24 protein-coding genes are annotated in these 23,874 nt (G+C 41.9%); 10 read left to right on the top strand and 14 right to left on the bottom strand.

Annotated features, from left to right (window positions below):
- Positions 1-14: 14 nt before the first annotated feature.
- Positions 15-302 carry a DUF1496 domain-containing protein gene (locus tag PULV_RS20340; protein WP_176365235.1) on the top strand — a complete coding sequence of 96 codons (288 nt, stop codon included), beginning with the start codon at positions 15-17 and terminating at the stop codon, positions 300-302.
- Positions 303-379: 77 nt separating this feature from the next.
- A complete protein-coding gene (locus PULV_RS20335) occupies positions 380-628 on the top strand; it encodes a VF530 family protein (RefSeq protein WP_086745569.1) in 249 nt (82 codons plus the stop codon).
- A 30-nt stretch (positions 629-658) separates the two neighbouring features.
- Here PULV_RS20335 and PULV_RS20330 read toward each other — a convergent pair whose 3' ends face one another.
- Positions 659-892, bottom strand: coding sequence for a TIGR02647 family protein (locus PULV_RS20330; protein ID WP_086745568.1), 234 nt, complete (start codon positions 890-892; stop codon positions 659-661).
- Between the two features lie 194 nt (positions 893-1,086).
- Between PULV_RS20330 and PULV_RS20325 the strand changes: the two genes are divergently transcribed.
- Positions 1,087-2,295, top strand: a complete 1,209-nt coding sequence (locus PULV_RS20325) for an EAL domain-containing response regulator (RefSeq protein WP_227009445.1) — start codon at positions 1,087-1,089, stop codon at positions 2,293-2,295.
- A 22-nt stretch (positions 2,296-2,317) separates the two neighbouring features.
- Here PULV_RS20325 and PULV_RS20320 read toward each other — a convergent pair whose 3' ends face one another.
- Positions 2,318-3,058, bottom strand: coding sequence for a ferredoxin--NADP reductase (locus PULV_RS20320; protein ID WP_193332497.1), 741 nt, complete (start codon positions 3,056-3,058; stop codon positions 2,318-2,320).
- Positions 3,059-3,393: 335 nt separating this feature from the next.
- Here PULV_RS20320 and PULV_RS20315 point away from each other — a divergent pair, with 335 nt between their 5' ends.
- Positions 3,394-4,017 carry a hypothetical protein gene (locus PULV_RS20315; RefSeq protein WP_193332496.1) on the top strand — a complete coding sequence of 208 codons (624 nt, stop codon included), beginning with the start codon at positions 3,394-3,396 and terminating at the stop codon, positions 4,015-4,017.
- A gap of 163 nt (positions 4,018-4,180) precedes the next feature.
- On the opposite strand, the gene PULV_RS20310 is transcribed toward PULV_RS20315, so the two are convergent.
- From PULV_RS20310 to udk, 3 genes are read right to left on the bottom strand one after another with little or no spacing between them, the layout of a single operon-like run.
- The gene (locus tag PULV_RS20310) at positions 4,181-5,122 is read right to left on the bottom strand and encodes an isopenicillin N synthase family dioxygenase (RefSeq protein WP_193332495.1); all 942 of its coding nucleotides are present in this window, start codon (positions 5,120-5,122) and stop codon (positions 4,181-4,183) included.
- Positions 5,123-5,146: 24 nt separating this feature from the next.
- Positions 5,147-6,370, bottom strand: a complete 1,224-nt coding sequence (locus PULV_RS20305) for a NupC/NupG family nucleoside CNT transporter (protein ID WP_193332494.1) — start codon at positions 6,368-6,370, stop codon at positions 5,147-5,149.
- Positions 6,371-6,386: 16 nt separating this feature from the next.
- A complete protein-coding gene (gene udk, locus PULV_RS20300) occupies positions 6,387-7,016 on the bottom strand; it encodes a uridine kinase (RefSeq protein ID WP_193332493.1) in 630 nt (209 codons plus the stop codon).
- 315 nt (positions 7,017-7,331) lie between these two features.
- Here udk and PULV_RS20295 point away from each other — a divergent pair, with 315 nt between their 5' ends.
- Together PULV_RS20295 and deoD are read left to right on the top strand one after the other, a co-directional pair.
- The gene (locus PULV_RS20295) at positions 7,332-8,549 is read left to right on the top strand and encodes a phosphopentomutase (protein WP_193332492.1); all 1,218 of its coding nucleotides are present in this window, start codon (positions 7,332-7,334) and stop codon (positions 8,547-8,549) included.
- Positions 8,550-8,561: 12 nt separating this feature from the next.
- Positions 8,562-9,263 (top strand): purine-nucleoside phosphorylase, encoded by a 702-nt coding sequence (gene deoD, locus PULV_RS20290; protein ID WP_193332491.1) that lies wholly within the window; start codon positions 8,562-8,564, stop codon positions 9,261-9,263.
- Between the two features lie 77 nt (positions 9,264-9,340).
- Here deoD and PULV_RS20285 read toward each other — a convergent pair whose 3' ends face one another.
- The 3 genes from PULV_RS20285 to PULV_RS20275 form a co-directional block, all read right to left on the bottom strand.
- Positions 9,341-12,127, bottom strand: a complete 2,787-nt coding sequence (locus PULV_RS20285; protein ID WP_193332490.1) for an ATP-binding protein — start codon at positions 12,125-12,127, stop codon at positions 9,341-9,343.
- A gap of 113 nt (positions 12,128-12,240) precedes the next feature.
- Positions 12,241-12,654: an alternative ribosome rescue aminoacyl-tRNA hydrolase ArfB gene (gene arfB, locus PULV_RS20280; RefSeq protein WP_193332489.1), complete on the bottom strand. Its 414-nt coding sequence runs from the start codon at positions 12,652-12,654 to the stop codon at positions 12,241-12,243.
- A gap of 117 nt (positions 12,655-12,771) precedes the next feature.
- A complete protein-coding gene (locus PULV_RS20275; RefSeq protein WP_009836930.1) occupies positions 12,772-12,981 on the bottom strand; it encodes a cold-shock protein in 210 nt (69 codons plus the stop codon).
- Positions 12,982-13,402: 421 nt separating this feature from the next.
- Here PULV_RS20275 and PULV_RS20270 point away from each other — a divergent pair, with 421 nt between their 5' ends.
- Entirely contained in the window at positions 13,403-13,849 is a 447-nt protein-coding gene (locus tag PULV_RS20270; RefSeq protein ID WP_193332928.1) for a YaiI/YqxD family protein, read from the top strand.
- Between the two features lie 64 nt (positions 13,850-13,913).
- On the opposite strand, the gene PULV_RS20265 is transcribed toward PULV_RS20270, so the two are convergent.
- From PULV_RS20265 to PULV_RS20255, 3 genes are all read right to left on the bottom strand, one after another.
- Positions 13,914-14,606 carry a substrate-binding periplasmic protein gene (locus PULV_RS20265; RefSeq protein ID WP_193332488.1) on the bottom strand — a complete coding sequence of 231 codons (693 nt, stop codon included), beginning with the start codon at positions 14,604-14,606 and terminating at the stop codon, positions 13,914-13,916.
- A 100-nt stretch (positions 14,607-14,706) separates the two neighbouring features.
- Positions 14,707-15,963, bottom strand: coding sequence for a Y-family DNA polymerase (locus PULV_RS20260; RefSeq protein ID WP_193332487.1), 1,257 nt, complete (start codon positions 15,961-15,963; stop codon positions 14,707-14,709).
- On the bottom strand, positions 15,951-16,364 hold the full coding sequence (locus tag PULV_RS20255) for a S24 family peptidase (RefSeq protein ID WP_193332486.1): 414 nt from the start codon (positions 16,362-16,364) through the stop codon (positions 15,951-15,953). The genes PULV_RS20260 and PULV_RS20255 overlap by 13 nt, the downstream gene beginning before the upstream one ends.
- Positions 16,365-16,535: 171 nt before the next feature.
- Between PULV_RS20255 and PULV_RS20250 the strand changes: the two genes are divergently transcribed.
- The 3 genes from PULV_RS20250 (at position 16,536) to PULV_RS20240 (ending at position 19,450) form a co-directional block, all read left to right on the top strand.
- A complete protein-coding gene (locus PULV_RS20250) occupies positions 16,536-17,717 on the top strand; it encodes a glycerol-3-phosphate dehydrogenase/oxidase (RefSeq protein ID WP_193332485.1) in 1,182 nt (393 codons plus the stop codon).
- 82 nt (positions 17,718-17,799) lie between these two features.
- Positions 17,800-18,885, top strand: coding sequence for an NADH:flavin oxidoreductase/NADH oxidase (locus tag PULV_RS20245; protein WP_193332484.1), 1,086 nt, complete (start codon positions 17,800-17,802; stop codon positions 18,883-18,885).
- Positions 18,886-18,976: 91 nt separating this feature from the next.
- The gene (locus PULV_RS20240; RefSeq protein ID WP_193332483.1) at positions 18,977-19,450 is read left to right on the top strand and encodes an FKBP-type peptidyl-prolyl cis-trans isomerase; all 474 of its coding nucleotides are present in this window, start codon (positions 18,977-18,979) and stop codon (positions 19,448-19,450) included.
- A 115-nt stretch (positions 19,451-19,565) separates the two neighbouring features.
- Here PULV_RS20240 and PULV_RS20235 read toward each other — a convergent pair whose 3' ends face one another.
- The 3 genes from PULV_RS20235 to PULV_RS20225 all read right to left on the bottom strand — a co-directional run bounded on the left by PULV_RS20235 (position 19,566) and on the right by PULV_RS20225 (position 23,865).
- Positions 19,566-19,904 carry a hypothetical protein gene (locus tag PULV_RS20235; protein ID WP_086745550.1) on the bottom strand — a complete coding sequence of 113 codons (339 nt, stop codon included), beginning with the start codon at positions 19,902-19,904 and terminating at the stop codon, positions 19,566-19,568.
- A 133-nt stretch (positions 19,905-20,037) separates the two neighbouring features.
- Complete coding sequence (locus PULV_RS20230) at positions 20,038-22,590, bottom strand: glycoside hydrolase family 3 protein (RefSeq protein ID WP_193332482.1); 2,553 nt, start codon at positions 22,588-22,590, stop codon at positions 20,038-20,040.
- A 21-nt stretch (positions 22,591-22,611) separates the two neighbouring features.
- Positions 22,612-23,865 (bottom strand): sugar MFS transporter, encoded by a 1,254-nt coding sequence (locus tag PULV_RS20225; protein WP_193332481.1) that lies wholly within the window; start codon positions 23,863-23,865, stop codon positions 22,612-22,614.
- Between the last annotated feature and the right edge of the window lie 9 nt (positions 23,866-23,874).

Here is a 23,874-nt window from a genome sequence, read left to right as displayed (position 1 = left end):
CAACGAGGTGTTTGATGAAAGTAAATTCCGCATTAGCGTTCTTCTTTGTTACGTTTGCAGTCAGTAGCACACCGACTCAAAAAGACAGTGTGATTATTGCGCCTTCTTCGACTGAAGCTGTTTGTTGGTATCAAGATAAACGTTTTAGTGAAGGAGCGATTATTATGATGGAAACAACTCGCGTCATTTGCACAGCACGTAATCAGTTTGAAAGTAACGGTCGCCTTGCGTGGCGGATGATTAATGATCAAGGGCAAATCCTTTACCCAACTAACCAAACAAAAAAAATTATCGTCCGTTAGAACTCAAGACTTGAATGATTCATTTATCCACTGCTCTCTGGTATAATACAGGGGTCTTTTTTCAACCATAAAGCGTTATGAGTAACCCACAAGCAAATAATCAATTACACGGCATCACATTAGAAAAAATTGTTACCACGTTAGAGCAACAATTAGGTTGGGCCGAAATGGCCAAGCATGTGAATGTGAACTGCTTTAGGAATGATCCTAGTGTGAAATCGAGCCTGAAATTTTTACGAAAAACGCCATGGGCACGCTCCGCGGTTGAACAACTCTATTTAGATACATGCCAATCAAACTTTGTATGGCCAAGTATCAAAAAATAACGTCCTTATCGGACGTTATTTTTTTGTCTGTTATTTACCCAGCGCTAATTTCAACACTTGAGCATGTTCAATTAAGTCAATTCCTAAATCGGTTAAGTACCCACCATCAACTTGGTCAATGATACCTTTATCAAATAACCGCTGTGCAGCTTCTTTCACCGCAGGCTCTGCATCGTTATGAACTTTTAGACCTTGCATCATGCTATTGTCTGGGAATTTTAGTAATAAATTTAACTCATCTACCATTTTTGCATTAAATAACATAGTACTAGCACCTGATCCTTTCTTATTGTTAGTTATAAGGTAGCCCGTTTGACTTCAAAATAAAAGCCAATGTTTTGCGCTTTTTCGAGCTTTTGTTGATCTTGCTCTATTCCTGAAGCTCTTTTTTTCATTTTTAGTAGCAATATCAAACCAGAGAGCTACCTTTTATAGATACGGACAGATAAAGGAACGCCATGATGGACAGCTTAAACCACCGCTTTGCAATTGTTGATGACTCCCCTGCCATTTTGCTTGTCTTAGAAGCTCACCTCAAACAACAAGGCTATCAACATATTGACACTTTTACCGATGCAACCCTTGCCTTTGAGCGCATAAGTAAAGATTTAAATTATTATCAAGCGGTGTTTACGGATCTGAATATGCCGGATATGGATGGAATGACGCTCATTCGTTTACTCGGGCAACAAGGTTTTACTGGTGGTGTGGTGATTATTTCGGAGATGGAAAAAAAGGTGATCGCACTGGCCTCTGAGTTAGCTAAAGAGAACAAAACACATCTGATCGGCAATATTTCAAAACCAATAGACAGCGCAAAACTCAATTTAATCTTAAGCAAATTAAACGCCTTCCTTGATAAGAAAGTGCTCGATTTAGGTCAAATGACTGAACAAGAGCTCATCAATGCCATTAAAAAGAATATGATTACCCCCTATTATCAGCCCAAGATTTGCAGTAAAACGAACCTTGTTGAAAGTGTCGAAGTGTTAGCCCGCATTGCCAATGATCACAGCCATTTAATGCTCCAGCCCAAATCATTTATTCCCACAGCAGAAAAATTCAGTCTAATCGATTCTTTTTCATTTCAATTATTTGATAAGGCGATGGCAGATTACCATCATCTAGCAAAAAGCTTTGGTTCACAGTTAAAAATCGCGGTCAATGTCTCCCCAACACAACTGGATAACTTAGATTTCCCAAGTCAGCTTGATTCGTTACGTGAACATCACGGTTTAAACCCAGCGCATATTATTATTGAAATTACCGAAGAGTATGCACTTAAAACAACCACACAGTTAGAAACGCTTAACCGTTTAAGAATGCGCGGCTATTTGATGTCTTTGGATGATTTTGGCACTGGTTTTACCAACTTAACGCAACTGAGAACGCTGCCTTTTACAGAAATTAAGATTGACTGTAGCCTCATCAGAAACATTCAGTCAGACAAGTTTTCTCAAGTTATTGTTGAGTCCCTTAAGCAAATTGCCAAAGAGCAACACTTTACATTGGTTGCTGAAGGTATTGAGCAGTTTAGCGAATTAGAATATCTGCAAAATGAATTCGAAGACCCCATTTTATTGCAAGGCTATTTAATTTGCCGGCCAAAACCCTGTAATGAAATGGTTCATTGGTATAAAAATTGGCTCAATCATACCGTTAACTGATGACACTGCCTTTATTCGGTCTTTACCAATATTGCTCTACAGTGAACTGACCCGGTTGTTGGCGACGATTTCGTGCATAACCTTGAGCGGTTAATATTTGGCAGACCTCTTTTACCATCTCTGGATTGCCACCTACCATAAACTGACTGTCTTCTATATTCATTGAAGTGGTAAAATAACGCGCTAACGTACCATCAATTAAACGTTCGGTAATTCGCCCTGTAAGTCCCGCACTATTTTCTTCTTGAGATACCACACTAACAAACTGTAATTGAGGGTGTGCGTGTTGCAATTGTGTGATTAACGATTGATAGCTTAAATCCTCTGTTTTTCTGACACCATGCACTAAATAAACCTGCTGGTATTGCTGCCATATTTGAGTGCTTTGCAACATAGACAAAAAAGGCCCTATCGCGGTACCCGTCGATAACAACCAAATCTGTTTACTTGGCGGCACTTCATCAAGGGTAAAAAAACCACTGGCCTGCGGATTGATCCAGACGCTATCTCCCTCTTTTAACTTTGATAGCAGTGGACTTAAGCTGCCTTGTTCAACATCAACTAAGTAAAATTCTAAATTTGGATCATCAGGCGCGTTAACGTAAGAATATGCCCGAGCAAAACGTTTACCATCAGTATCTAGGGCTAACTTGGTAAATTGCCCAGCTTTAAAAGGCGCGACTTCAGCTTTGACCGTTAAGCTAAATAATGTTTTGGTCCACCATTTTATTGCGCTGATCTGCCCGAGTTGCCAATTAGCCATCCTCACTCCCTATTAATCCTGAATTCTCTGAGGTTTAAGCATAGTGTATTTACACCATTTTGGCGCTGTGTGTACTATTTTGGCATTATCTGGGCTGAGGCATGTTTGAAATCATCTCCTTTGAAGACAGGATCAATTTTCTATACGGGTTGGTTACATATAACAAATGATTTATAACCTCACGTTTTATTTAAGGTTTTCAAGGTGAACCTTGAACTAGATCAAACTTTCGCTTGTCTCAAATTAGAAAAAATTTAAACCTGATCTAAATCAATTTCCCCATAGTAAAAGTTAAGTAAGGTGCTGTTATTGTTTATAAATGAGCCGCATTTACCATGGAAACCCCTTTAAACCGTAGTGAAGCACCACACACCCATGATTCAGTCATTAGCATGGATCCGCAACTTGAATCAGCATTTGAGCGTTTATTGGATGATAAAAACACTCAAATTGAAGCGCTCAACAACCATATTTTACAGTTAAACAAACGTCAAAAAATGCAACAAGCGCATATTGAGATTGTGGAGCAACAATGGCAGCTCAGTAACAATAAATTAGAAACACTGTTAAATGAACAGGCGCAGATTACCCCTTCAACTAGCCCAGAACTCACGAAACTCGAACAAGAAAATATTGAGTTAACCAATCAACTTGAAGAGTTACAGATGAGCCACAAAGTGTTGCACCATCATTGCCGTGATTTAAGTGAGCGCAACCAACATCTTCATCAAACACTTAAAATCAGTGAGGAACAACAACATAAAATCAATACCTTGTTTAATAAACAAGCGGCTGATTTGATGCACTTAAAAAATGATTTCGATAAAGCAAACCAACTAAATCAACAATACGAAGCTCAGTTACGTCGATATAAAGAAGAAAATAAGATGTTGATGGGTAATTATTACGATGGTGTGATGAACAAAACTAAAAAGCTGTCGAAGAATCTACCGAATTAAACCTGTAGAGTCAGTGTGAACTGTATTCATTTTTCATACAAACTTATCCAGTTGGCTCAATAAAGCGGCATAAAAAAAGGGCCTAAAAAGGCCCTTTGCTCTAGTATCGTTCAAATTTTTTGTCGGTCTTAACCCCTTAAGACTTAGACATTCCCTTTCGGGATCACTTAATTAAACCAATCTCAATTAAGCGTTCAGTCAAATAATCATTTGACGAAATTGGCTGTGGATATCGATTAGGATTATCCTCAGTCACACACGTATCCAAAGTTTCAATCATAAACTCTGGGTTTGGGTGTAAGAAAAACGGCACTGAGAATCGGCTGTGTTTGGCCGCATCACCCGGTGGATTAACCACACGATGGGTTGTTGACGGTAGCACATTATTCGTCAACCTTTGCAGCATATCCCCGATATTTACAACAATCGTGCCTGGGATTGTTGTTACTGGGATATACTCACCATCACGAGTGAGGACTTCCAAACCAGCCTCCTCAGAACCGACAAGCAGTGTAATAAAGTTTATATCTTCATGTGCGCCTGCTCTGACAGCTGGCGTCTCTCCATCTAAAATAGGTGGATAATGAAGTGGACGTAAAATCGAATTACCATGGTCAATTTTATCGTCAAAATAATGTTCTTCTTGCCCTAAGTACAATGCTAAAGCGGATAATACTTGACGACCAAGCTCATCGAGTGCTTGATACAACGCATAGACATCAGCTTTAAACTGCGGCACTTCAACAGGCCATACATTTGGATACAGTCCTTCAATATCCAATGCCGTATCTAACTCTCGTCCGACATGCCAAAACTCTTTTAAATCTGGGTGTGGATTGTCTTTTGCTTTTTCAATCCCAAGGCCAGTATAACCACGAGCACCGCCAATATTAACGGCGCTGTATTGCTCTTTCACATCGTGTGGCAGCGCAAATAAAGTACGGATAGCTTCGTACGCTTTAGCGACGAGATCTGTATCAATACCGTGGCCAACAATGCCACAAAAGCCGAACTCACTGTACCCTTTGCCTAACTCGGCAACAAAATTCGTTTTATCTGAGTTAAAACGCGATATATCTAATGTTGGAATCGTTCTAATTGTCATTAAATGTCCTTAACATAGCTGACCTTATCCTAGTGATAGGAAAAAGCCGGCGATGGCGGCACTCATCAGATTAGCCATAGACCCTGCCATGACCGCTCTGAGCCCTAGGCGGGCGATATCCTTGCGACGACTAGGTGCCATGCCACCTAATCCGCCTAGTAGTATTGCTATCGATGATAAGTTCGCAAAACCACACAGAGCAAACGTGATAATTGCTTGTGTATGGGCGCTTAACGTATCGCGATAATTAATGAAGTCTAAATAAGCAACAAACTCATTTACAACTAATTTTTGGCCAATGAAACTACCCGCAATAATCGCTTCATTCCACGGCACACCCAGTAACCATGCTACTGGTGCAAATACATAACCTAAAATTTCTTGTAATGTCAGAGTTGGATGATCAAACCAGCCACCAATGCCACCTAACAATCCGTTAAGTAAAGCGATTAATGCAACAAATGCGAGTAACATCGCACCTACGTTCAATGCCAAATGCATCCCGTTCGCCGCCCCTGATGCCGCAGCATCAATCACATTCACTGGCTTGTCTTCATTTTCATCGATATCCGCTAAGGTATCTTTTGGTGATTCTGTCTCAGGCACCATCATTTTTGCCATTAAGAATCCACCCGGTGCAGCCATAAAACTTGCAGCGATTAAATACTTGAGCTCAACACCAATAATGACATAACCCGCCATCACAGAACCTGCAACGGTTGCAAGGCCACCGACCATGACCGCAAATAACTCTGATTTTGTCATCGTTGCGATAAAAGGCTTAACGATAAGCGGCGCTTCGGTTTGACCAACAAAAATATTAGCGGTCGCTGACAGCGACTCTGTGCGTGATGTTTTAAGTAATTTTTGTAAGGCACCACCTAAGATTTTAATAATCCAGTCCATAATGCCGATATGGTAGAGCACCGCAACAAGCGCAGAAAAGAAAACGATGACTGGAAGTACTTGAATCGCAAAAACAAAGCCCAATGTTTCTTGATTCGCTAATGAACCAAACAAAAAGCCAATTCCATCATTGGCATAACCAATAACCGAAGACACAGCCGCAGACATAGCAACCAGTGCATTTTTGCCTGCTTCAAAAAATAACACAAACCCACCAATCACAAACTGCATGGCAAATGCAATACCGACAGTTCTGATACTGATTGCTTTTCGGTTAGTCGAAGCCGCAAACGCGACCAACAGCAACGACACAATACCAACTAAACTCATGAACGTAGTCATTTATAAAAACCTATTATTATTGTTGTAAAAGTTGTTTTATTTTACTTTTGATGATGTCGATGGCGACTCGGTTTTTGCCACCACGTGTGACCACGAGGTCTGAGTTATGCTTTGACGGTTCGATAAACTGATAAAACATCGGTCGAACGGTCGATTTATACTGATCAATCACAGATTGCAGGCTCCGGCCCCGCTCTTCCATGTCTCGTTTCATACGACGCATTAAACAAATATCCAGTGGCGTATCAATAAACACCTTAATATTAAATTCGTTGCATAGTTTAGGATCAGATAACAATAAAATACCTTCAACGATTAATATTTTGGCTGGCGATACTCGGCGCGTTTTATCACTACGCGTGTGTTGACCATAATCATAAATAGGCACTTCAACACTTTGCCCCTGACGCAACTGATTGAGGTGCGTTAACATCAATTCATGTTCGAATGCTTCAGGATGGTCGTAATTGGTTTGTGTACGATGAGCAAATGGCAAATGAGATTGATCGCGGTAGTAGGCGTCTTCTTCGATAATAGCAATCGCACCAGGTTCGAGCTCATTGACCAATTCATTATAAATTGTTTGGCTAAACAGTGATTTACCAGACGCTGATGCACCAGCAATCGCTATAATAGTTCGAGTCACAAGTATTCACACCTAAGAGAAGTTAACAAAAAGTAGCTAAACAATACCAAAAAAGAAAAAAAGAATCTCAATTGACAATTTTAAAGCGGCAAATTTATCGTTTTTGCCCTCTTACAAACAGGACAAATGTCCTGTACGACAAAATCAACAAAATCATAAAGTAGTAATGTGATTGAAGCTTTCAGACAAAGGTTTCCTTCGCTAATGATTATAGCCAGTGACTAGACTCTGGCTGCAATCGATAAGCAATAAACTTTGGCTATACTGAGTTATTGGCAGCAAACAAATCGTAATTTACCCCTTTTAAGGATAAGCATGGCAAGAGCATTAATTTTAATGGCGGACAGTTTAGGCATTGGTGCCGCTCCTGACGCACATTTGTTCGGCGACACAGGTGCCAACACCTTTGCTCACCTGCTTGCCGCTTATCATGGTGAGACTGGACAAAAACTTGCTTTACCTAACTTAGCCAAGCTTGGTTTAATTGAAGCTTGCCAGCGCGCCAGTGGCACTGTGTGCCAAACTGCGCCAGCGCCTGCGCCAATTGCAGCCTTTGGTTATGCCAAAGAGCTTTCAACAGGTAAAGATACACCGTCTGGCCATTGGGAAATGGCGGGGGGGCCAGTCTTATTCGATTGGGGTTATTTCCCAAAAACAGTGCCTTGTTTTGCGGATGATTTTATCGACGAACTTATAAAACGCACTAACATTCCAGGAATTTTGGGCAATTGTCATGCCTCTGGTACCACCATTTTAGAGCAACTCGGTGAAGAGCATATTCGTACAGGCAAGCCAATTTGTTATACCTCGACCGATTCCGTATTTCAAATTGCGGCACATGAATCACATTTTGGTTTAGAAAAACTCTACGAAATGTGTGAAGTTGCCCGTGAGCTACTCGATGAAATGAATATAGGCCGTGTGATTGCCCGCCCATTTTTAGGCGAAAGTTCAAATGAGTTTGCACGTACGGGCAATCGTCGTGATTACGCCGTATTACCTCCTGCGCCAACCGTGCTCGATAAGCTCAAACAAGCTGGAGGGCAAGTAATCAGCATAGGTAAAATTTCAGATATTTATGCTCATCAGGGGATTACTGAAAAACATAAAGCTTCAGGGTTAATTAACTTACTCGACAAAACAGCTGAGGTCTTCAGTCATGCGGCATCCAACAGCCTTGTATTTACAAACTTAGTCGATTTTGACGAAAAGTTTGGCCATCGGCGCAATGCCGTCGGTTATGCCGAAGCCCTTGCGCAATTTGATGCGTATTTACCGAGATTACTGAATTTATTAGGCGAGGATGATTTATTAATTATCACTGCCGATCATGGTTGCGATCCAACCTGGCCAGGGACCGATCATACCCGTGAATACGTGCCCGTTTTGGCATACAGAAAAAACATGTCTCCCATTGACTTGGGTGAACGAAACAGTTTTGCAGACATCGGCCAAACCCTTGCCCAGTGGTTTGACTTACCTGCAATGGAATATGGCGAAAGTTTCGCGCAATCACTTAATAAAGCAATTTAACAGGATAGGTTTATGAGCACTCCTCACATCAACGCAACGTTAGGCGATTTTGCCGAAACAGTTTTAATGCCTGGCGATCCATTACGCGCAAAATACATCGCAGAGAACTTCCTTGACGATGCCAAACAAGTGACTGGTGTACGCAATATGTTCGGTTTTACTGGTACATACAAAGGTAAGCCTGTCAGCATCATGGCATCGGGCATGGGGATCCCATCGATGTCAATTTACGCTCGTGAATTAATTTGCAGCTATAACGTTAAAAACCTTATTCGTATTGGCACATGTGGCGGTATCGGTTCAGATATTAAAATCCGTGATGTGATCTTTGCTCAAGGTGCTAGCACAGATTCAAATGTTAACCGTGCACGTGTGCGTGGTTATGACTTTGCTGCAATTGCCGACTTCGGTTTACTTGAAAATGGCGTCAATGCAGCCCGCAATCTAGGTGTGAATGTTAAAGTGGGTAATGTGTTTACGACCGATACTTTCTATCAAGCCGACTCTACTTTTTATGCTGACTTAGATAAATTAGGTGTGCTCGCTGTTGATATGGAAACTGCCGGTTTATACGGTGTAGCTGCTGAGTATGGTGTCAAAGCCATGGCTTTATTTACTGTCAGTGACCATGTAATCACGGGTGAAGCAACCCCAGCCGAAGAGCGTCAAAACACATTCAATGAAATGGTTAAAATTGGCCTAGAATCAATTTAATAATTAATTATTGTACCTTCTAACAGTTGTAACCAAAGCCGCAGGATGCGGCTTTTTTCATGCCTTTTAATTGGCAATCAGCTCTGTTGAGTAAGCCACTTATTGAGCACTTTATGTAGAACACCCTCTTCTATAGGCTTACTCACGAAATCATTCATGCCAGCATCAAAACATGCTTGTTGATCTTCTTTAAACGCATTGGCTGTTAAGGCAACAATAATCGGATCGCCGTATATATCAGGATCTGAGCGCATCGCTTGGGTTGCCGTATAACCATCCATCACTGGCATTTGGCAATCCATTAAAATGAGTTTATAACGACTGTGTTTTTGCATGCTTAATGCTTGCTCGCCATTTTCTGCCAAATCAACATTCGCACCGACAGCTTGTAACATGGTTCTGGCAACAAGCTGATTAATTGGATTGTCTTCAACGAGTAACAATGTTTTTCCAGTTAAGTTCAAAGCATTACTTTTGGCTGGATCCGTGGCTAAAGAATTTTCCGCTAGCTTCATCGGTAATGTCACCGTAAAACAGCTTCCCACTCCTTCTTGGCTCTCTAGTGCGATATCTCCCCCAAAGAGCCGAGCTAAGCGCAAGCAAATTGCAAGGCCAAGTCCTGTGCCACCATACTCTCGCGTAGTAGATACATCGGCCTGACTAAACTCACTAAACAATTGGCTTTGCTTTGCTTGTGCAATGCCTATCCCTGTATCACTCACACTAAATGTTAGAGCTTGGTTGGCATACTCGGCGCGAATGGTTACCTGACCTTGTGCTGTAAATTTGCCGGCATTAGTTAATAAGTTAGTGATAATTTGCCGTAGCCTTACAGAGTCACTCACGACCCTTTCTGGTAAAGACTCAACCCCTTCGACGTTTAATTCAACCCCAGGTTGCAACGAGGAGATTTGGAACATATTGGCAGAATCTTTAAATACTTGCCTTAATTGAAAAGGTGTATTTTCTAATTCAAGTTGCCCTGCTTCAATTTTAGAAAAGTCTAAAATATCGTTTAAAATTAACATTAATGCTTGGGCTGAATTCTGAGTTAATGTCAATTTTTCGTATATATCTTCAGGTAATTGAGGGTTCTTTAGCATAATATTTATCATGCCAATAATGCCATTCATCGGTGTGCGGATTTCATGACTCATATTGGCTAAAAAAATCGATTTTGCTTGATTTGCCTGCTCAGCTGATTGCACACTTTGCATTAATTCAAAGGTTTTCTTTTCGACTTCAATCGCTAATTCATGGTTGAATTCGCTCAATTTTTCGTTGAGCTGTTCGTTTTCTTTATTTGATTTTTCTAATTCAGTAAAACTAATATGTAAACTGCGTGCCATTTGTATAAACTGTTGATGCAGCGCATCAATTTCTTGCCAACTTTGCTGCGTTTCTGTAACTACGGGTCTCAAATCTTGTGGGTTAAACCCATGCATCTGATTGCTTAATGACTCTATGGGTGATACTAACCATCGACTTAAACGCATAATGAACAAGACAACCAATGACGTGACTAGCGTCATCACTAACATCGCTTTGAGCCATGACCAAGCAGCCAGAATATCGATATGTGATTTGTTCAACATCAGTACGACACGCCAATTATAATGCGCAGTCGGCTCTATGGTGCTGTAGTATGAATTCATTTGATTATCAATAAAGACAGGACTGCTCGCAGTATTGATAAAGGCGCTTAACGTCTGATCTGTCAGTGTATCGAGTACTTGATAATGTAAGTTTTGTGATTGATACACCACTTGATTTTGACTATCAATCACAAGTAGTTCCACACTATGATCAAACAGCTGAGGTTTAAATGATGCGAAGGCTTCTAAATTTAACGATCCTTCTATAACGCCTTGAAATTTCCCCTCATGATAGACGCCTTTTGAAATAGCAACGATTGGATCATTACCAAAACCTCGCCCTTCAAATGCATGGGATACAAATACATTGTCACTTTTAGATGCCTCGATGTAGTAATCACGATCTGCGACACTCATATTGAGTCCATCCAACTTGTCTAAAAACGCTTCTGGTGCAGCTGAAATCAACTTTCCTTTCTGGTCAGTCGCTAAGCTAGTTAAAAATGCAGGGTAATATCGTACTAAGCTGTTGATAGCTTGCTGTGTATTTACGCCATCGACTACAGCTTGCGCCTGAACATTGATGGCTGTGGCATGTTCATGTAAATATCGTTCAACACCTAAAGCTATATCTTTTGCTTTAACCGTGAGTTGCGATCGAACATGAGTTTCTACATTTTGGTGATTGTAGTTAATCAAAATGACCGTGATTACTAAGAGTGACAAGCCAACTAACACGCTGACGGTATAGCGTAACAAGCGAACTAAGGGCGTTTTAAATTCAGAGTTTGAAAAATAATGCTTGGAATAAAAACCAACAACATCTGCTATAGCTAAACAGACTATCGCATTTAATAAATATTTCACTAAGGCAGTTAATAAGCCTAATGGGGGAATTTCTCTTACCCAGTAACCTATTAACGCTAAAATGGGCAGCCCAATCACCAACCAAAAGACAATCCCCCAACCGAGTAAAGGCTGCCGACGCTTTATACTAAAATATGTTAGCCACAGAATTTCCAGTAAAAATGGGATCCCTGGCCAAGCATGATCCCACTTTAACCATAAAAAATTAGCGGCAATTAAACTAGCGATAAAGCCGTATCGAGGTCCGTAAATTAGCAAGGCATATAGAGCAAAGGCTTGGCCAAATAGGAACTCTGTACTCGATAAAAAGTAAAATGGGAGTAAGTTAACGCCCCCGCCTATCAAACCTAAAATAATGGCTTTACTGAGGTGATGGGGTATGATTGATTTTGTTTCTAACACGCAGCCTAACTCACCCTACATAAACACCAGCATAGCTGGGACTCGATGAAAAATTTCTTTGTATGATTAAGATTAACAGACTTCTTCTTTTTTTCCTGATTTATTCCATTGTTTTAAAAACGAATTGCACCACGTAAAGCCTTTGTATGGCTCTTTTGTGTTTTTTTATCCATACGCCTTTTTTGCGAGTTTCGAGTCGGCTTTGTATTGCGTCGCACTTTTTCAACTTTGGTCGCTTCGCTAATCAATAGCCTTAACCGTTCAAGTGAGTCTTGCTTATTTTTTGCTTGGTCACGATATTGTTGCGCTTTAATAATCACAACGCCCTCTTTACTGATCCGGCTGTCCGAATAAGCAAGCAAACGTTCTTTATAAAAAGCAGGCAGCGATGATCGCTGTATATCAAACCTAAGATGAATGGCGCTTGATACTTTATTTACGTTTTGACCACCCGCGCCTTGCGCTCGAATAGCCGAAAATTCTAACTCCCACTCTGCAATAACAATATTCGCGGTAATTTGTAGCATACAACCTCTTTCACTGTGGGAGAAATACAAAAAAGGCCATACTTCTCAGTATCGCCTTTTTTAGTTCAAGCAATTAAGCCTGAAGGTCTAAACCAAATTGGTTTAGTCGAGTACTAATTAAAGTACTACGATTTCCTCAGCTTGAGGACCTTTTTGACCTTGAGTTACTTTGAACTGTACTTTTTGGCCTTCAACAAGAGTTTTGAAACCAGTACCAGTGATAGCACGGAAGTGAGCGAAAACGTCTGGACCGTTTTCTTGCTCGATGAAACCAAAGCCTTTAGACTCGTTGAACCATTTAACTGTACCAGTAGTAGTTGTAGACATAATCTTATCCTATTAAATCAAAAATAATAAAGTCTCATTATTGAGACAATTCGGCTGGAAGTGCTGCCATTACTTTTTTAAAAACAGGACATCGGTACTGTAAATAAAACATCAAAATGGTGTGCATAAATACTAGACTTACTTTCAGACAAGACACATTATATATAACTTTACTCAACAGTCAAAGGGTATCCCAAATTAAATTCCTTTGCTTTGTACCCAAATAAAACCAACCCTAGATTCACGCTTGCTTATTGATAATATTACAAAAATATGAAGGTTTCTATTTGCTCATTGTACCAGTAGTTTTATTAATCGACTGCTTTGCATTCCTAATCCGCAAACGGTTATTTCTTTACAATTTTTTCTCAAGAGCGCATGATCATTACTATCAATTCCCTTTACACACTTTAAACGCATGATGAAAATTTGGGTCGATGCTGACGCTTGTCCGACTGTGATCAAAGATATTTTATATCGCGCTGCAATTCGCACACAATGTGAAACCACATTAGTTGCAAATCAAGCACTTAAAGTTCCTCCTTCGTTATATATTAAAACCTTACAAGTCGGTGCTGGATTCGATGTCGCTGATAACGAAATTGTAAAGCGTTGCCAGCCTGGTGATTTAGTCATCACCAGTGATATCCCGTTAGCGGATGAAGTCATTACAAAAGGAGCGGCAGCGCTCAGCCCTCGCGGGGAGCTCTTTACCACTGAAAACATCAAGTCTCGGTTAAATGTTCGCGACTTCATGGACACATTACGTGCAAGTGGCATTCAAACTGGCGGGCCGGCTCCTTTAAACCAAACAGACAGACAAAATTTTGCTAACCATTTAGACCGGTTATTACAACAGGCCAAATAACACTCTTTTGTATTCGTTATTTGGTAAATTAGCCTGCGGTAATCGTGTAGCCAAGTCAATCCGACTAAACTGCGGGCTTTTTTGGAGTTTGATTGATGTGTTCTAATGCATGTTGCATTGCTTCTATGAGGCTTTTGTCGACAGCTTTATTACACGCAAAGCCCAAATATGATTCTTTTAACACCTTTACGACATGATATTTTGATGTGGTGATGCCTGCACGTTTAAACTGAAAACGCGCAATGCTTTCTCCATAAGCAATCGCATCAACTCGCTGTAGCGATAGCATTTTCACCATTTCAAATCCAGTGCTTAAAAAGACAAAATGATCCTCACTTACTCCTTGTTCACGCAACAGAATATGACCGATATCATCCCGTACCACACCTATTTTTAATTGTGCTGCAGGCAATTGCTCATACCTTCCATCATCGAGGGCAATGAGTGAGATTCGGTTAGTCACAATTGGCCCAATAAAGTAAAATTTTCTCGCTCTTTCTTTGGTGTAAGTCATAGAAAATAAACATCTTTTGGGCTTATCCTCTAAATATCGGTAAGCACGTGGCCACGGGTAAATATCAATATCATCACGTGAAAAGTTAATATTCATATAGGCAAACATAGCCAATAATTTATCGATCGTGACCCCTGTTATGTGTCCATTTTCAAGATAGTTGTAAGGTGGGTAATCTTCGGTCATCCATGTAATTTCATGAACTTGTTGAGCTAATGGTATTTGTGATGCATTCAGTGCCACACTGCACATCAGTAGCCCACACACAAAGAAGATGCGCATATTCAGTATCCAATCACACATAATACTTAAGTATAGACGGCTGTCTGAGCACGTGATGCTGTTAACATTGAATTTTCGGCACATCTTGCCAACGAGTTGTATAGTGAGGTGATAAAAAAGCGCGTTTCATATGCCAATTTGTTCGCATCTGTTGTGATGCACTGTACAAAGTATCTTGACCAAAACGTTGGTTAATTCCATCAATACAACGCATTAAAGGTTCATTTTCATCATGCTGATTAAACAAATCACCTTGATAAAACTGCCCGCTCATTAATTCAATCGCCCCGATCCCACATTTATAAAACTGAACATTCGGCTGATATATCACCGTTAGTGCACGTTCAATTGCCTCTGCGAAAGTCTGAGTATTGGCCGTTGCTACAGTAAATTGATGGACCAAACTTTTTTTATAATACGGCTCTTGATGTACAGAGCTGCTCGCAAATATCAATAACTGCTTTGCTAATGACCGCTGTTTTCGCAGTTTTCTTGCTACTGTCGCCCCATGATTCATTAATGCAGATCGTAATGCTTGATAATCGTTTATCCGCTCACCAAAACTGCGGGTCGAGAAAATTTCTTTTTTGATCTGCGGTACTTCATCCCACTCTAAACAAGCTTCACCATTGAGCTCTGCGACCACCCGCTCCATCACTACACCAAACTGTTGTCGCATCCGTTTTGAGGGTTGCTGTGCTAATTGCCATGCATTATCAATTCCTATTAAGTTCAATCGCTTACCTAATCTACGCCCTACCCCCCAGACATCAGTCACCGCCATACGAGTTAAAATAGCTTTGCGGTTACTCTCAGTATTAATGATGGCGACACCAGTAAATCCGCTCAGCTTTTTTGCTGCATGATTGGCCGCTTTCGCGAGCGTCGCTGTTGAACCAAAACCGACCCCCACAGGCAGCTTTGTTTCACGCCACACGCGCTGGCGAATACGCTGACCATATTCCATCCAATCTTTGATGCAATATTGGTAACCACTAAACTGTAAAAAAGCTTCATCAATCGAATACACATGATGGTCATCACCAAATTCAGCTATCACATTCATCATCCGCTCACTTAAATCGGCATACAGCTCGTAGTTTGATGAGCGAATCACCACCTGATGCTGCGCCAAATAATCCTTAACCTGAAAGTATGGTAAAAATTTAGGTATATTAAGTTGTCGGGCAATCGGGCACACCGCACAAATACAGCCATCGTTATTGGTTAATACCACGACCGGTTTTTTACGTAGGCTCGGATCAAACACTTTTTCAGCACTGGCATAAAAGGCCACAGCGTCCACTAACGCAAACATGCCAATAACTCCCGCGTTGCTTTGTGAATGCGGATAGAACGTGTAACCACACCTTCAATTTGGAACTCATCATTACTAGTCAGTAACACAGGAGGAAAAGCATTGGATGCGGACAACAACTGACGATTCACTTTATCGATAATTTTACACACAAAGCAGCCATTAAAGTTAGCGACGATCACATCCCCTTGGTTAACGGGTTCAGCCCTGTCAACAATCAGCAAATCGCGATCGAAAATGCCAATATCTTGCATTGAATGTCCCGATGCCAAACCGATAAACGTCGCATTCGGGTGAGTGATCAATAATTGATCTAATGACAACCCAAGCTCTTTATATTCTGCCGCTGGCGACTCAAAACCTGTGATACCCGCTTCAATAAGAATAGGAATAACACGCATAACACCACCTAAAACACTGTATATTTAAACAGTATAAGTCTCATTACTTATTCGGTCGAGTTTAAATCGTAAAATTTCGTCAATTGACGTCCGACATCATGAGAACTGAGCAAATTAACACAAGGTGGTTGCTGATTATTTATGCTATGTTAAAAAGAAAAAAGGTGCGAAATGGCGGCTAAAAATGTAGAAATACTTATTATCGGTGGTGGGATCACAGGCGTTGGTATCGCACAAATGGCTCGCGCACAAGGCTATAATGTGCAACTACTTGAACAAGGTGACATTGGCAGGCAAACCTCAGCCAATTCAAGCAAACTGATTCATGGTGGTCTACGTTACCTCGAAACAGGTCAGTTTCATTTAGTCTATAAAGCGCTGAAAGAACGTGCAGCCTTACTTCATCTTGCCCCTGATTTAGTCAAACCAGTTCCCTTTTATATTCCCGTATATAAAACCAGCCAACGGCCCGCTTGGCTGGTTCGCCTAGGTTTGAGCCTTTATGCATTATTAAGCCTTTTTAACAAATTAGGCCGCTTTCGCACTCTCCCTCGTTCGCAATGGTCACAACTTACAGGGCTGACCACCACAGATTTAGTCGCCGTTTTTCAGTATTGGGATGCACAAACCGACGACACATTGCTCACACAAGCCGTGGCCCGAAGCGCCACATTTTTAGGAGCCGATATTCAACACCATGCACAATGCCAAACCATTACCCAAAATTTTCATGGTTATCATGTCGAGTATCAACAACAAGGTGAGACACATCACACTCAGGCTAAAGTAGTCATTAATGCAGCTGGCCCTTGGGTCAATCATGTTCTTGGCAATGTCATCCCTTCTGCATTAAGTGAAGATATTGACTGGGTGCAAGGGGCTCACATATTGCTTGATATTCCAGAGCCCACTGGCATTTTATATTTAGAGTCACACCTCGATGAGCGGGTTATTTTTGTCATGCCGTGGTACGGGAAAACACTGATCGGCACCACAGAAACCACCTTAACAACGTTAGCCAAGCGCCCAAGTATCACCGATTCAGAACAAGCATACTTGTTGGCAATCTATCATCATTACTTCCCCGAGGCGGGGAATGAAGAACAACTAACAACACAGATACTCGAGACTTTTTGCGGTGTTCGAGTGCTCCCTAAACAACAAGGCCAAGCATTCTCGCGAGCCCGAGACACCTTGATGCACAGCCCAAGAAACCACCCCAAATTAATGAACATTTACGGCGGTAAACTCACGACATTTAGAACGACCGCATCACAAACTTTGGAGTTTCTAACTCGCCATTTAGGGCCCAGACAAGCGATTGCTGATATTAATCAATTACCTTTACAATAACAGCCATTACAGACTGAACTACATGAGGAGTCATAACCGTATGAATCCTCTTGAAATCAAATAGAATCAATAGAAGAAAAAAATGAGCCAATTGTTCTCTCCTTTAGCCCTTGGGCCTATCACTCTGAGCAACCGCATTATTATTGCCCCCATGTGCCAATACAGCGCCGAAAATGGGCTGGCTACTGCTTGGCATACCAATCATTGGTGTCAATTGCTCCAATCAGGTGCTGGGCTATGTATTTTAGAAGCCACTGCAGTGAGTCCTGAAGGGCGGATCAGCGACCTCGACTTAGGTATTTGGCATGATGACTGTGCAAACAGTATCGAACAGCAATTAAGGGCGGGTCGAGCATGCAGTAATATGCCGATATTTATTCAACTGGCTCATGCAGGGCGAAAGGCGTCAACCCGAGCACCTTGGCTCAAATATGGGGCCCGCGATGCAAACGATCCACGCGGTTGGCCTGTTCTTTCCAGTTCAGCGCTCGCGTATAGCCCAGACTTTCAAACTCCGACGGCAATGACAGGGCAAGATATCGAGCAGTTTATTCTAGATACCGTTTCTGCAAGCCAACGAGCCGCTGATATCGGCTTAAATGGTATTGAACTGCATGCCGCACCTGGCTATTTATTACACCAATTCTTGTCGCCCTTGAGTAATCAACGGGATGATCAGTACGGGGGAAGTTTAGCAAATCGCTGTCGATTATTGCTCGATGTATTTGATGCAGTTAAACAGCAAGTTGGCAAAACATTGGCGGTTGGTGTCAGGCTTTCTGCAACTGATTGGGTTGAAGGGGGCTGGGATCTGGCGCAAAGCCTCTATTTAAGCAAAGCCTTAGAAAGCCGAGGCTGTGATTTCATTCATGTCTCAACAGGCGGATTAAGTCCGGCGCAAAATATTCCCGCCGCACCTTTATTTCAAGTGCCTTTTGCCAGCGCCATTAAAGCCCATGTCGCCACCCCCGTGATTGCGGTAGGTTTAATTACCGAGCCAACACAAGCTGAAACAATCATAAAAGACCAACAAGCCGATGCAGTCGCGTTAGCTCGCGCCCTTATTTACCAACCACGCTGGCCTTGGCACGCCGCCGCAGAACTGAGCGCTCAACTCCCTATCCCGCCTCAATATCTACGGTGTGTGCCACCCGCTATTCACAATTAATCATCTGTTATGCGTCACTGGTCGTAAAACCATGACGCAACCGATACAATCACTTACTATAACGTCATCTCAATCAACACAAAGAGTATTTATGGTTAATTACATCTTGATCGCCATTATTGTCGTAATGTGCATTTTATTTTTTAAAAACTCTCAACAAAACAAAGAGCAAGCTGCCGAAAACATTGTAAAAGAGCAACGTTTTTTAGCCGAAAACCGTGAACAAGAAGGAGTGATGGAAACACCTTCAGGCTTACAATACCTGCTACTAAAAGCTGGCGAAGGCACACACAAACCCAGTGCCTCGAATAAAGTGAAAGTCCATTATCATGGTACGTTAATTGATGGCACTGTCTTTGATAGCTCAGTTGATCGGGGTGAGCCAATCAGCTTTGGTCTTAACCAAGTCATCCCGGGCTGGACTGAAGGATTACAATTGATGAGTGAAGGGGATAAAATGCGCTTATTTATTCCACATAAACTTGCTTATGGTGCACGCAGTGTCGGTAAAATCCCCGCGGCTTCTTTGCTTATTTTTGATGTTGAATTACTGGCAATTCAGTAAATAAAAACAGACAAGAAACAAGGGAAAGAACCGTTTAGCGTGTTCTCTCCCCTTATCTACTGTTTGATTTTTATTCTTTGATTTCGGCTAAACCAAGCACATCCGTGATAGCCGTTTAAACAAGGAAAAAATAGCCAAATGCACTAAGCAAAAAAGCCAGAAAAGGGGATATAAAAAGCCCTAACTGCGCGCGCTTTATCTGCGTTTTATTTGCTACAAATTCGTTATCGTGAGCTTGATCAAACTGCCCAGAACGCACCGCTTCCATAGCAGCCACCCTTGCCCACTTATTCTGTGATGCCTGATCATGACGCGTCGATAAAAATCGCTGCCAATCATCTGGATAAGCGTGCTCAATATACCGACTCATTTTAACAGCCAATAATCGCAGGCGGGCTATACACACAACAGAAAACAACACTAACAAAATTAAAAAAGCAATAAGTTCATTCATAACAACAACCTATAAAATTTCAGTTGCCATCATGCCAATAAAGTAGGCCTCTGTAAATAAACAAATGTACCGATAAAAAAGCCCGTCAATGATCACTACGGGCTGTTTAATCAATAACGTCTATTTTACTTCCCTACTGACATGAAATCGTCGCCGTTTTGGCGTGTTCAGGTACAATTGCAACATGCTTGAACTCGACACTGCCAGGCTGAGCACTTTGTAAGGCAAAGGGTGCAAAAATCTTGTTCATGGTCGCACCTTGCTGTTTAAAGCACGCTAAATCAACACTGATGCTCTGCCAACCTTTACCAACGTTTTGATTAAGTGTATCCGCAATGTCGACTGCCACAGAGCAAGGAGATCCACAACGCATAGTCAATGCTATCGGTGCATTAAATGGCTGCGACACGCGCATTAACATTGTCAACGCGCTATGCGATTCATCAAATCCCCGTAAATCAAACGGAAAATTATCATGAATTTCAACTCGGCCAGTTTGCTCACCGGTAAACGTGACTAAACGCGCATCTTCTTGAATTTCATCATCAATTGACTTAATTTCAAGTGCTTGGTTACGTTCAATACTACTGGCAACAGCTTTCATGCCTTGCTGATCAAATAAGCTCATTCGCCACGGTGCTTTTACCGATTTATCGAATAACACCAAAGGTTGATTATTGCTACTAATCGCCTGACTTTGTTCATTTAAGTTATCATCCAGTACATTACGATCCCCATAAGCTAGACCAAAGCCATAAGGTAACAAAGGCACTTGCCCATCATGTTTATTTACTGTTGCTTGCAACTCTGTTTTGGGCCATGAAAAAGACAACTTACCTTTAAAATCATGTTGTATTTCACCTGTGGCTGAACGAAGTAACACATCGGCGACGGCATCTCCTTCGCTACCCAGTAACCAAGCTGCTACAAACGCATCAGACGCATTGAGCTCTGCATTAACCCACAAAGGTCGCCCACTAATAAAAATAGACACCACAGGAATTCCCTGCGATTTTAAGTGTTGGAGTAACGCAAGATCACGTTTGCTTCCTCGTTGATATTCCAAGTTATCTAAATCACCATTTCCTTCTGCATAAGGCTCTTCACCAAACACCACAATTGCAACATCTGGGCGCTGCTGATACTGACCATCGACACTGAGCTCCACTTGGCCGCCCGCCTGCTCGACTTGCTGTTTGAAACCATCATAAATAGAGCTGCCACCAGGAAAATCAGCATTGGTATTTCCGGTCCCTTGCCACGAAATCGTCCAACCACCAGACTGCTTGCCAATATTATCAGCGCCATCACCGGCCATCAGAATGCGCTGATTAGGCGCAAGTGGCAGCAGCTGCTGTTTGTTTTTTAATAACACTAAAGATTCACGAACGGCTTGTTTAGCCACAGAACGATGTTCATCCGCACCAATTAAGGCGGTTTTTCCTGAGTAAACACGTTTTGCTGGGCTTGGTTTATCAAATAAACCCGCACGAAACTTAACACGTAAAATACGACTCACCGCATCATCAATGCGACTCATGGCTATCTCACCAGCTTCTACCTGCGCTAATGTATTATGAAACAACGGCTTCCAAGCTTGTGTCGGCACCATAAAAATATCCAAACCGGCATTTATCGCTTGCGGACAACTCTCATTTGAACAACCCGCCACTTGGCCATGACCATTCCAATCACCCACAACAAATCCATCAAATCCCATTTTATTTTTTAACACCTGCGTCATCAGGTATTCATTGCCATGATTTTTTTTACCATGCCAACTATTAAAGGAAGCCATAACAGATTGTGCACCTGCGCTGAGTCCTCCGACATACCCTTGGGCATGAATATCAAACAAGGTTTGCTCATCAACCAGAGTATTGCCTTGATCATCGCCTCCTTCAGTGCCACCATCGCCAATAAAATGTTTCACAGTACTGATCACCCGTTTATCAGACAAAAAGTCACCGTCAGCATGGCCCTGTAAACCTTTAACGATTGCAGCAGCATAATCACGAACAATCGCGGGATCTTCTGAATAACCTTCATACGTCCGTCCCCAGCGGTCATCTCGCACCACAGCTACAGTAGGTGCAAACACCCAATCAATGCCCGTTACCATGACTTCGGTTGCCGTCACTTCGGCTATCTTTTCAATTAATTGCGGGTTATTCGCCGCCCCCAAACCGATATTATGAGGAAATAACGTCGCGCCAATGACATTATTATGGCCATGTACCGCATCTGTACCCCACATAGTCGGGATCGCGCTGCCATCCAGGGAGTCATCAATCGATGCTTGGTACAAATCATCCGCCAATTTAATCCAATCTTGTGGCGTTGCATGTTTGTTATTATTGGGAAACGCCCCACCGCCATTGAGATACGAACCAAACCCATATTCGCGCATATCTTCAATGGTGATATCACGTATTTCAGGCTGAATCATTTGGGCTATTTTCTGTTTCAGCGTCATTGATGCCAACAGTGTCGCAACTTTATCTTCGATAATAGGATCCGGTTTAACTGCAATATCCAACTGCGGCCAAATCGTTAAGTCACCTTGAACTGGGGCCGCATCGGTATTTTTGGCGACATCTGAAGCGGTGGGCTGACAACCCAAAGACAGCGCACTTAAGCCACCTACAAGTAATGCAGGCATCCACGGTGAAATAGATTTATTCATACGTATAATTTCCTATTCTATCTAAACTTTTGATACGACACGGCTGCCAAACACACCATAATACGCGATGTATAAATAACAAATCACTGGCAAGGCAAAGGAGAGCTGCACCCCAAACTGATCCGCTAGCACCCCTTGCAATAGTGGCACAATTGCACCACCTACAATCGCTAAACACAACAACCCTGAACCCTGACTGGTATGGTGCTTTAATTGATTAATAGCCAGGCTAAAAATAGTTGGGAACATAATTGAATTACATAAACCAACCAATAAAATCGCCCACATGGCCAATGCACCCGATGCCAACAAGGTCACCACTAATAATGCCACCGCCATGATAGCGTTAAAGGCCAGCATTTTACCTGCATCAATTTTATGCAATAAACCAGCACCAATAAAACGCCCAACCATCGCACCTCCCCAGTAATAAGCAATATACTGAGCGGCCTGATGTTCAGATAAGCTGGCAATGGTCTCTAAGCTCAAAAAACTGACCAAGAAACTACCAATTGCTACCTCAGCGCCCACATACAGAAAAATAGCTCCCACACCGAGTACTAAATGGCGATGCTGCCAAACGGTTGAATCAGTGACACTGACGGGATCGGGATCAGTTTGTTGCTGTAAATCCGGTAGTTTCAACCATGCAAAAATAGCCGCCAAAACTAATAACGCTGATGCAAGCAGCAAATAAGGCAACTTCACAACATCCGCAGATTGTGCGCTGCTGAGTGCTTGGCTCGCTTGATCTAAAATCAATAATGCGCCAAAAAAAGGGGCCACTGTGGTACCTAGCGAATTAAATGCTTGCGTCAAATTTAAGCGTGCTGATGCTGTTTTAGCCGGCCCTAGATTACTCACATACGGATTTGCCGACACTTGCAATAACGTCACCCCTGATGCAAGTACAAATAAAGCAAATAAAAATACCGGATAACTAAAAACTGCCGCAGCCGGATAAAACAAAGCACAGCCAATAGCAGCAATCACTAATCCTAAAACAATGCCCTTTTGGTAACCTACTCGTTTAATCAAATACCCAGATGGCACTGATACAAGAAAGTAAGCACCAAAAAAACAAAATTGCACCAGCATCGCTTGGCTGTAACTCAGATCAAATACCCCTTTCAAATGGGGGATCAAAATGTCATTTAAACAGGTAATAAATCCCCACATAAAAAAAAGCGTCGTCAATGATGTCAGCGCAAACGTGTAATTAGGTGCTTGCTCAGAATGAGCGTGTGCGGGCATGGGCGACAAAGTATTAGCCATAATAAAGCC

The organism is Pseudoalteromonas ulvae UL12 (assembly GCF_014925405.1).
In the GTDB taxonomy this organism is placed as follows: Bacteria; Pseudomonadota; Gammaproteobacteria; order Enterobacterales; family Alteromonadaceae; genus Pseudoalteromonas; species Pseudoalteromonas ulvae.
Note: the sequence above shows the minus strand (reverse complement) of the source record. Positions and strands in the feature narration are given on the sequence as shown.

Excerpts from the sequence above, each read along its gene's own strand:
- PULV_RS20325 (WP_227009445.1), top strand. The coding sequence starts at position 1,087 with ATGATGGACAGCTTAAACCACCGCTTTGCAATTGTTGATGACTCCCCT.
- PULV_RS20315 (WP_193332496.1), top strand. The coding sequence starts at position 3,394 with ATGGAAACCCCTTTAAACCGTAGTGAAGCACCACACACCCATGATTCA.
- PULV_RS20340 (WP_176365235.1), top strand. The coding sequence starts at position 15 with ATGAAAGTAAATTCCGCATTAGCGTTCTTCTTTGTTACGTTTGCAGTC.
- PULV_RS20245 (WP_193332484.1), top strand. The coding sequence starts at position 17,800 with ATGAGCCAATTGTTCTCTCCTTTAGCCCTTGGGCCTATCACTCTGAGC.
- PULV_RS20225 (WP_193332481.1), bottom strand. The coding sequence starts at position 23,865 with ATGGCTAATACTTTGTCGCCCATGCCCGCACACGCTCATTCTGAGCAA.
- deoD (WP_193332491.1), top strand. The coding sequence starts at position 8,562 with ATGAGCACTCCTCACATCAACGCAACGTTAGGCGATTTTGCCGAAACA.
- PULV_RS20330 (WP_086745568.1), bottom strand. The coding sequence starts at position 892 with ATGTTATTTAATGCAAAAATGGTAGATGAGTTAAATTTATTACTAAAA.
- PULV_RS20230 (WP_193332482.1), bottom strand. The coding sequence starts at position 22,590 with ATGAATAAATCTATTTCACCGTGGATGCCTGCATTACTTGTAGGTGGC.
- PULV_RS20275 (WP_009836930.1), bottom strand. The coding sequence starts at position 12,981 with ATGTCTACAACTACTACTGGTACAGTTAAATGGTTCAACGAGTCTAAA.
- PULV_RS20295 (WP_193332492.1), top strand. The coding sequence starts at position 7,332 with ATGGCAAGAGCATTAATTTTAATGGCGGACAGTTTAGGCATTGGTGCC.
- PULV_RS20240 (WP_193332483.1), top strand. The coding sequence starts at position 18,977 with ATGGTTAATTACATCTTGATCGCCATTATTGTCGTAATGTGCATTTTA.
- PULV_RS20335 (WP_086745569.1), top strand. The coding sequence starts at position 380 with ATGAGTAACCCACAAGCAAATAATCAATTACACGGCATCACATTAGAA.
- PULV_RS20270 (WP_193332928.1), top strand. The coding sequence starts at position 13,403 with ATGAAAATTTGGGTCGATGCTGACGCTTGTCCGACTGTGATCAAAGAT.
- PULV_RS20310 (WP_193332495.1), bottom strand. The coding sequence starts at position 5,122 with ATGACAATTAGAACGATTCCAACATTAGATATATCGCGTTTTAACTCA.
- PULV_RS20260 (WP_193332487.1), bottom strand. The coding sequence starts at position 15,963 with ATGTTTGCGTTAGTGGACGCTGTGGCCTTTTATGCCAGTGCTGAAAAA.
- PULV_RS20235 (WP_086745550.1), bottom strand. The coding sequence starts at position 19,904 with ATGAATGAACTTATTGCTTTTTTAATTTTGTTAGTGTTGTTTTCTGTT.
- arfB (WP_193332489.1), bottom strand. The coding sequence starts at position 12,654 with ATGCTACAAATTACCGCGAATATTGTTATTGCAGAGTGGGAGTTAGAA.
- PULV_RS20255 (WP_193332486.1), bottom strand. The coding sequence starts at position 16,364 with ATGCGTGTTATTCCTATTCTTATTGAAGCGGGTATCACAGGTTTTGAG.
- PULV_RS20250 (WP_193332485.1), top strand. The coding sequence starts at position 16,536 with ATGGCGGCTAAAAATGTAGAAATACTTATTATCGGTGGTGGGATCACA.
- PULV_RS20305 (WP_193332494.1), bottom strand. The coding sequence starts at position 6,370 with ATGACTACGTTCATGAGTTTAGTTGGTATTGTGTCGTTGCTGTTGGTC.
- PULV_RS20320 (WP_193332497.1), bottom strand. The coding sequence starts at position 3,058 with ATGGCTAATTGGCAACTCGGGCAGATCAGCGCAATAAAATGGTGGACC.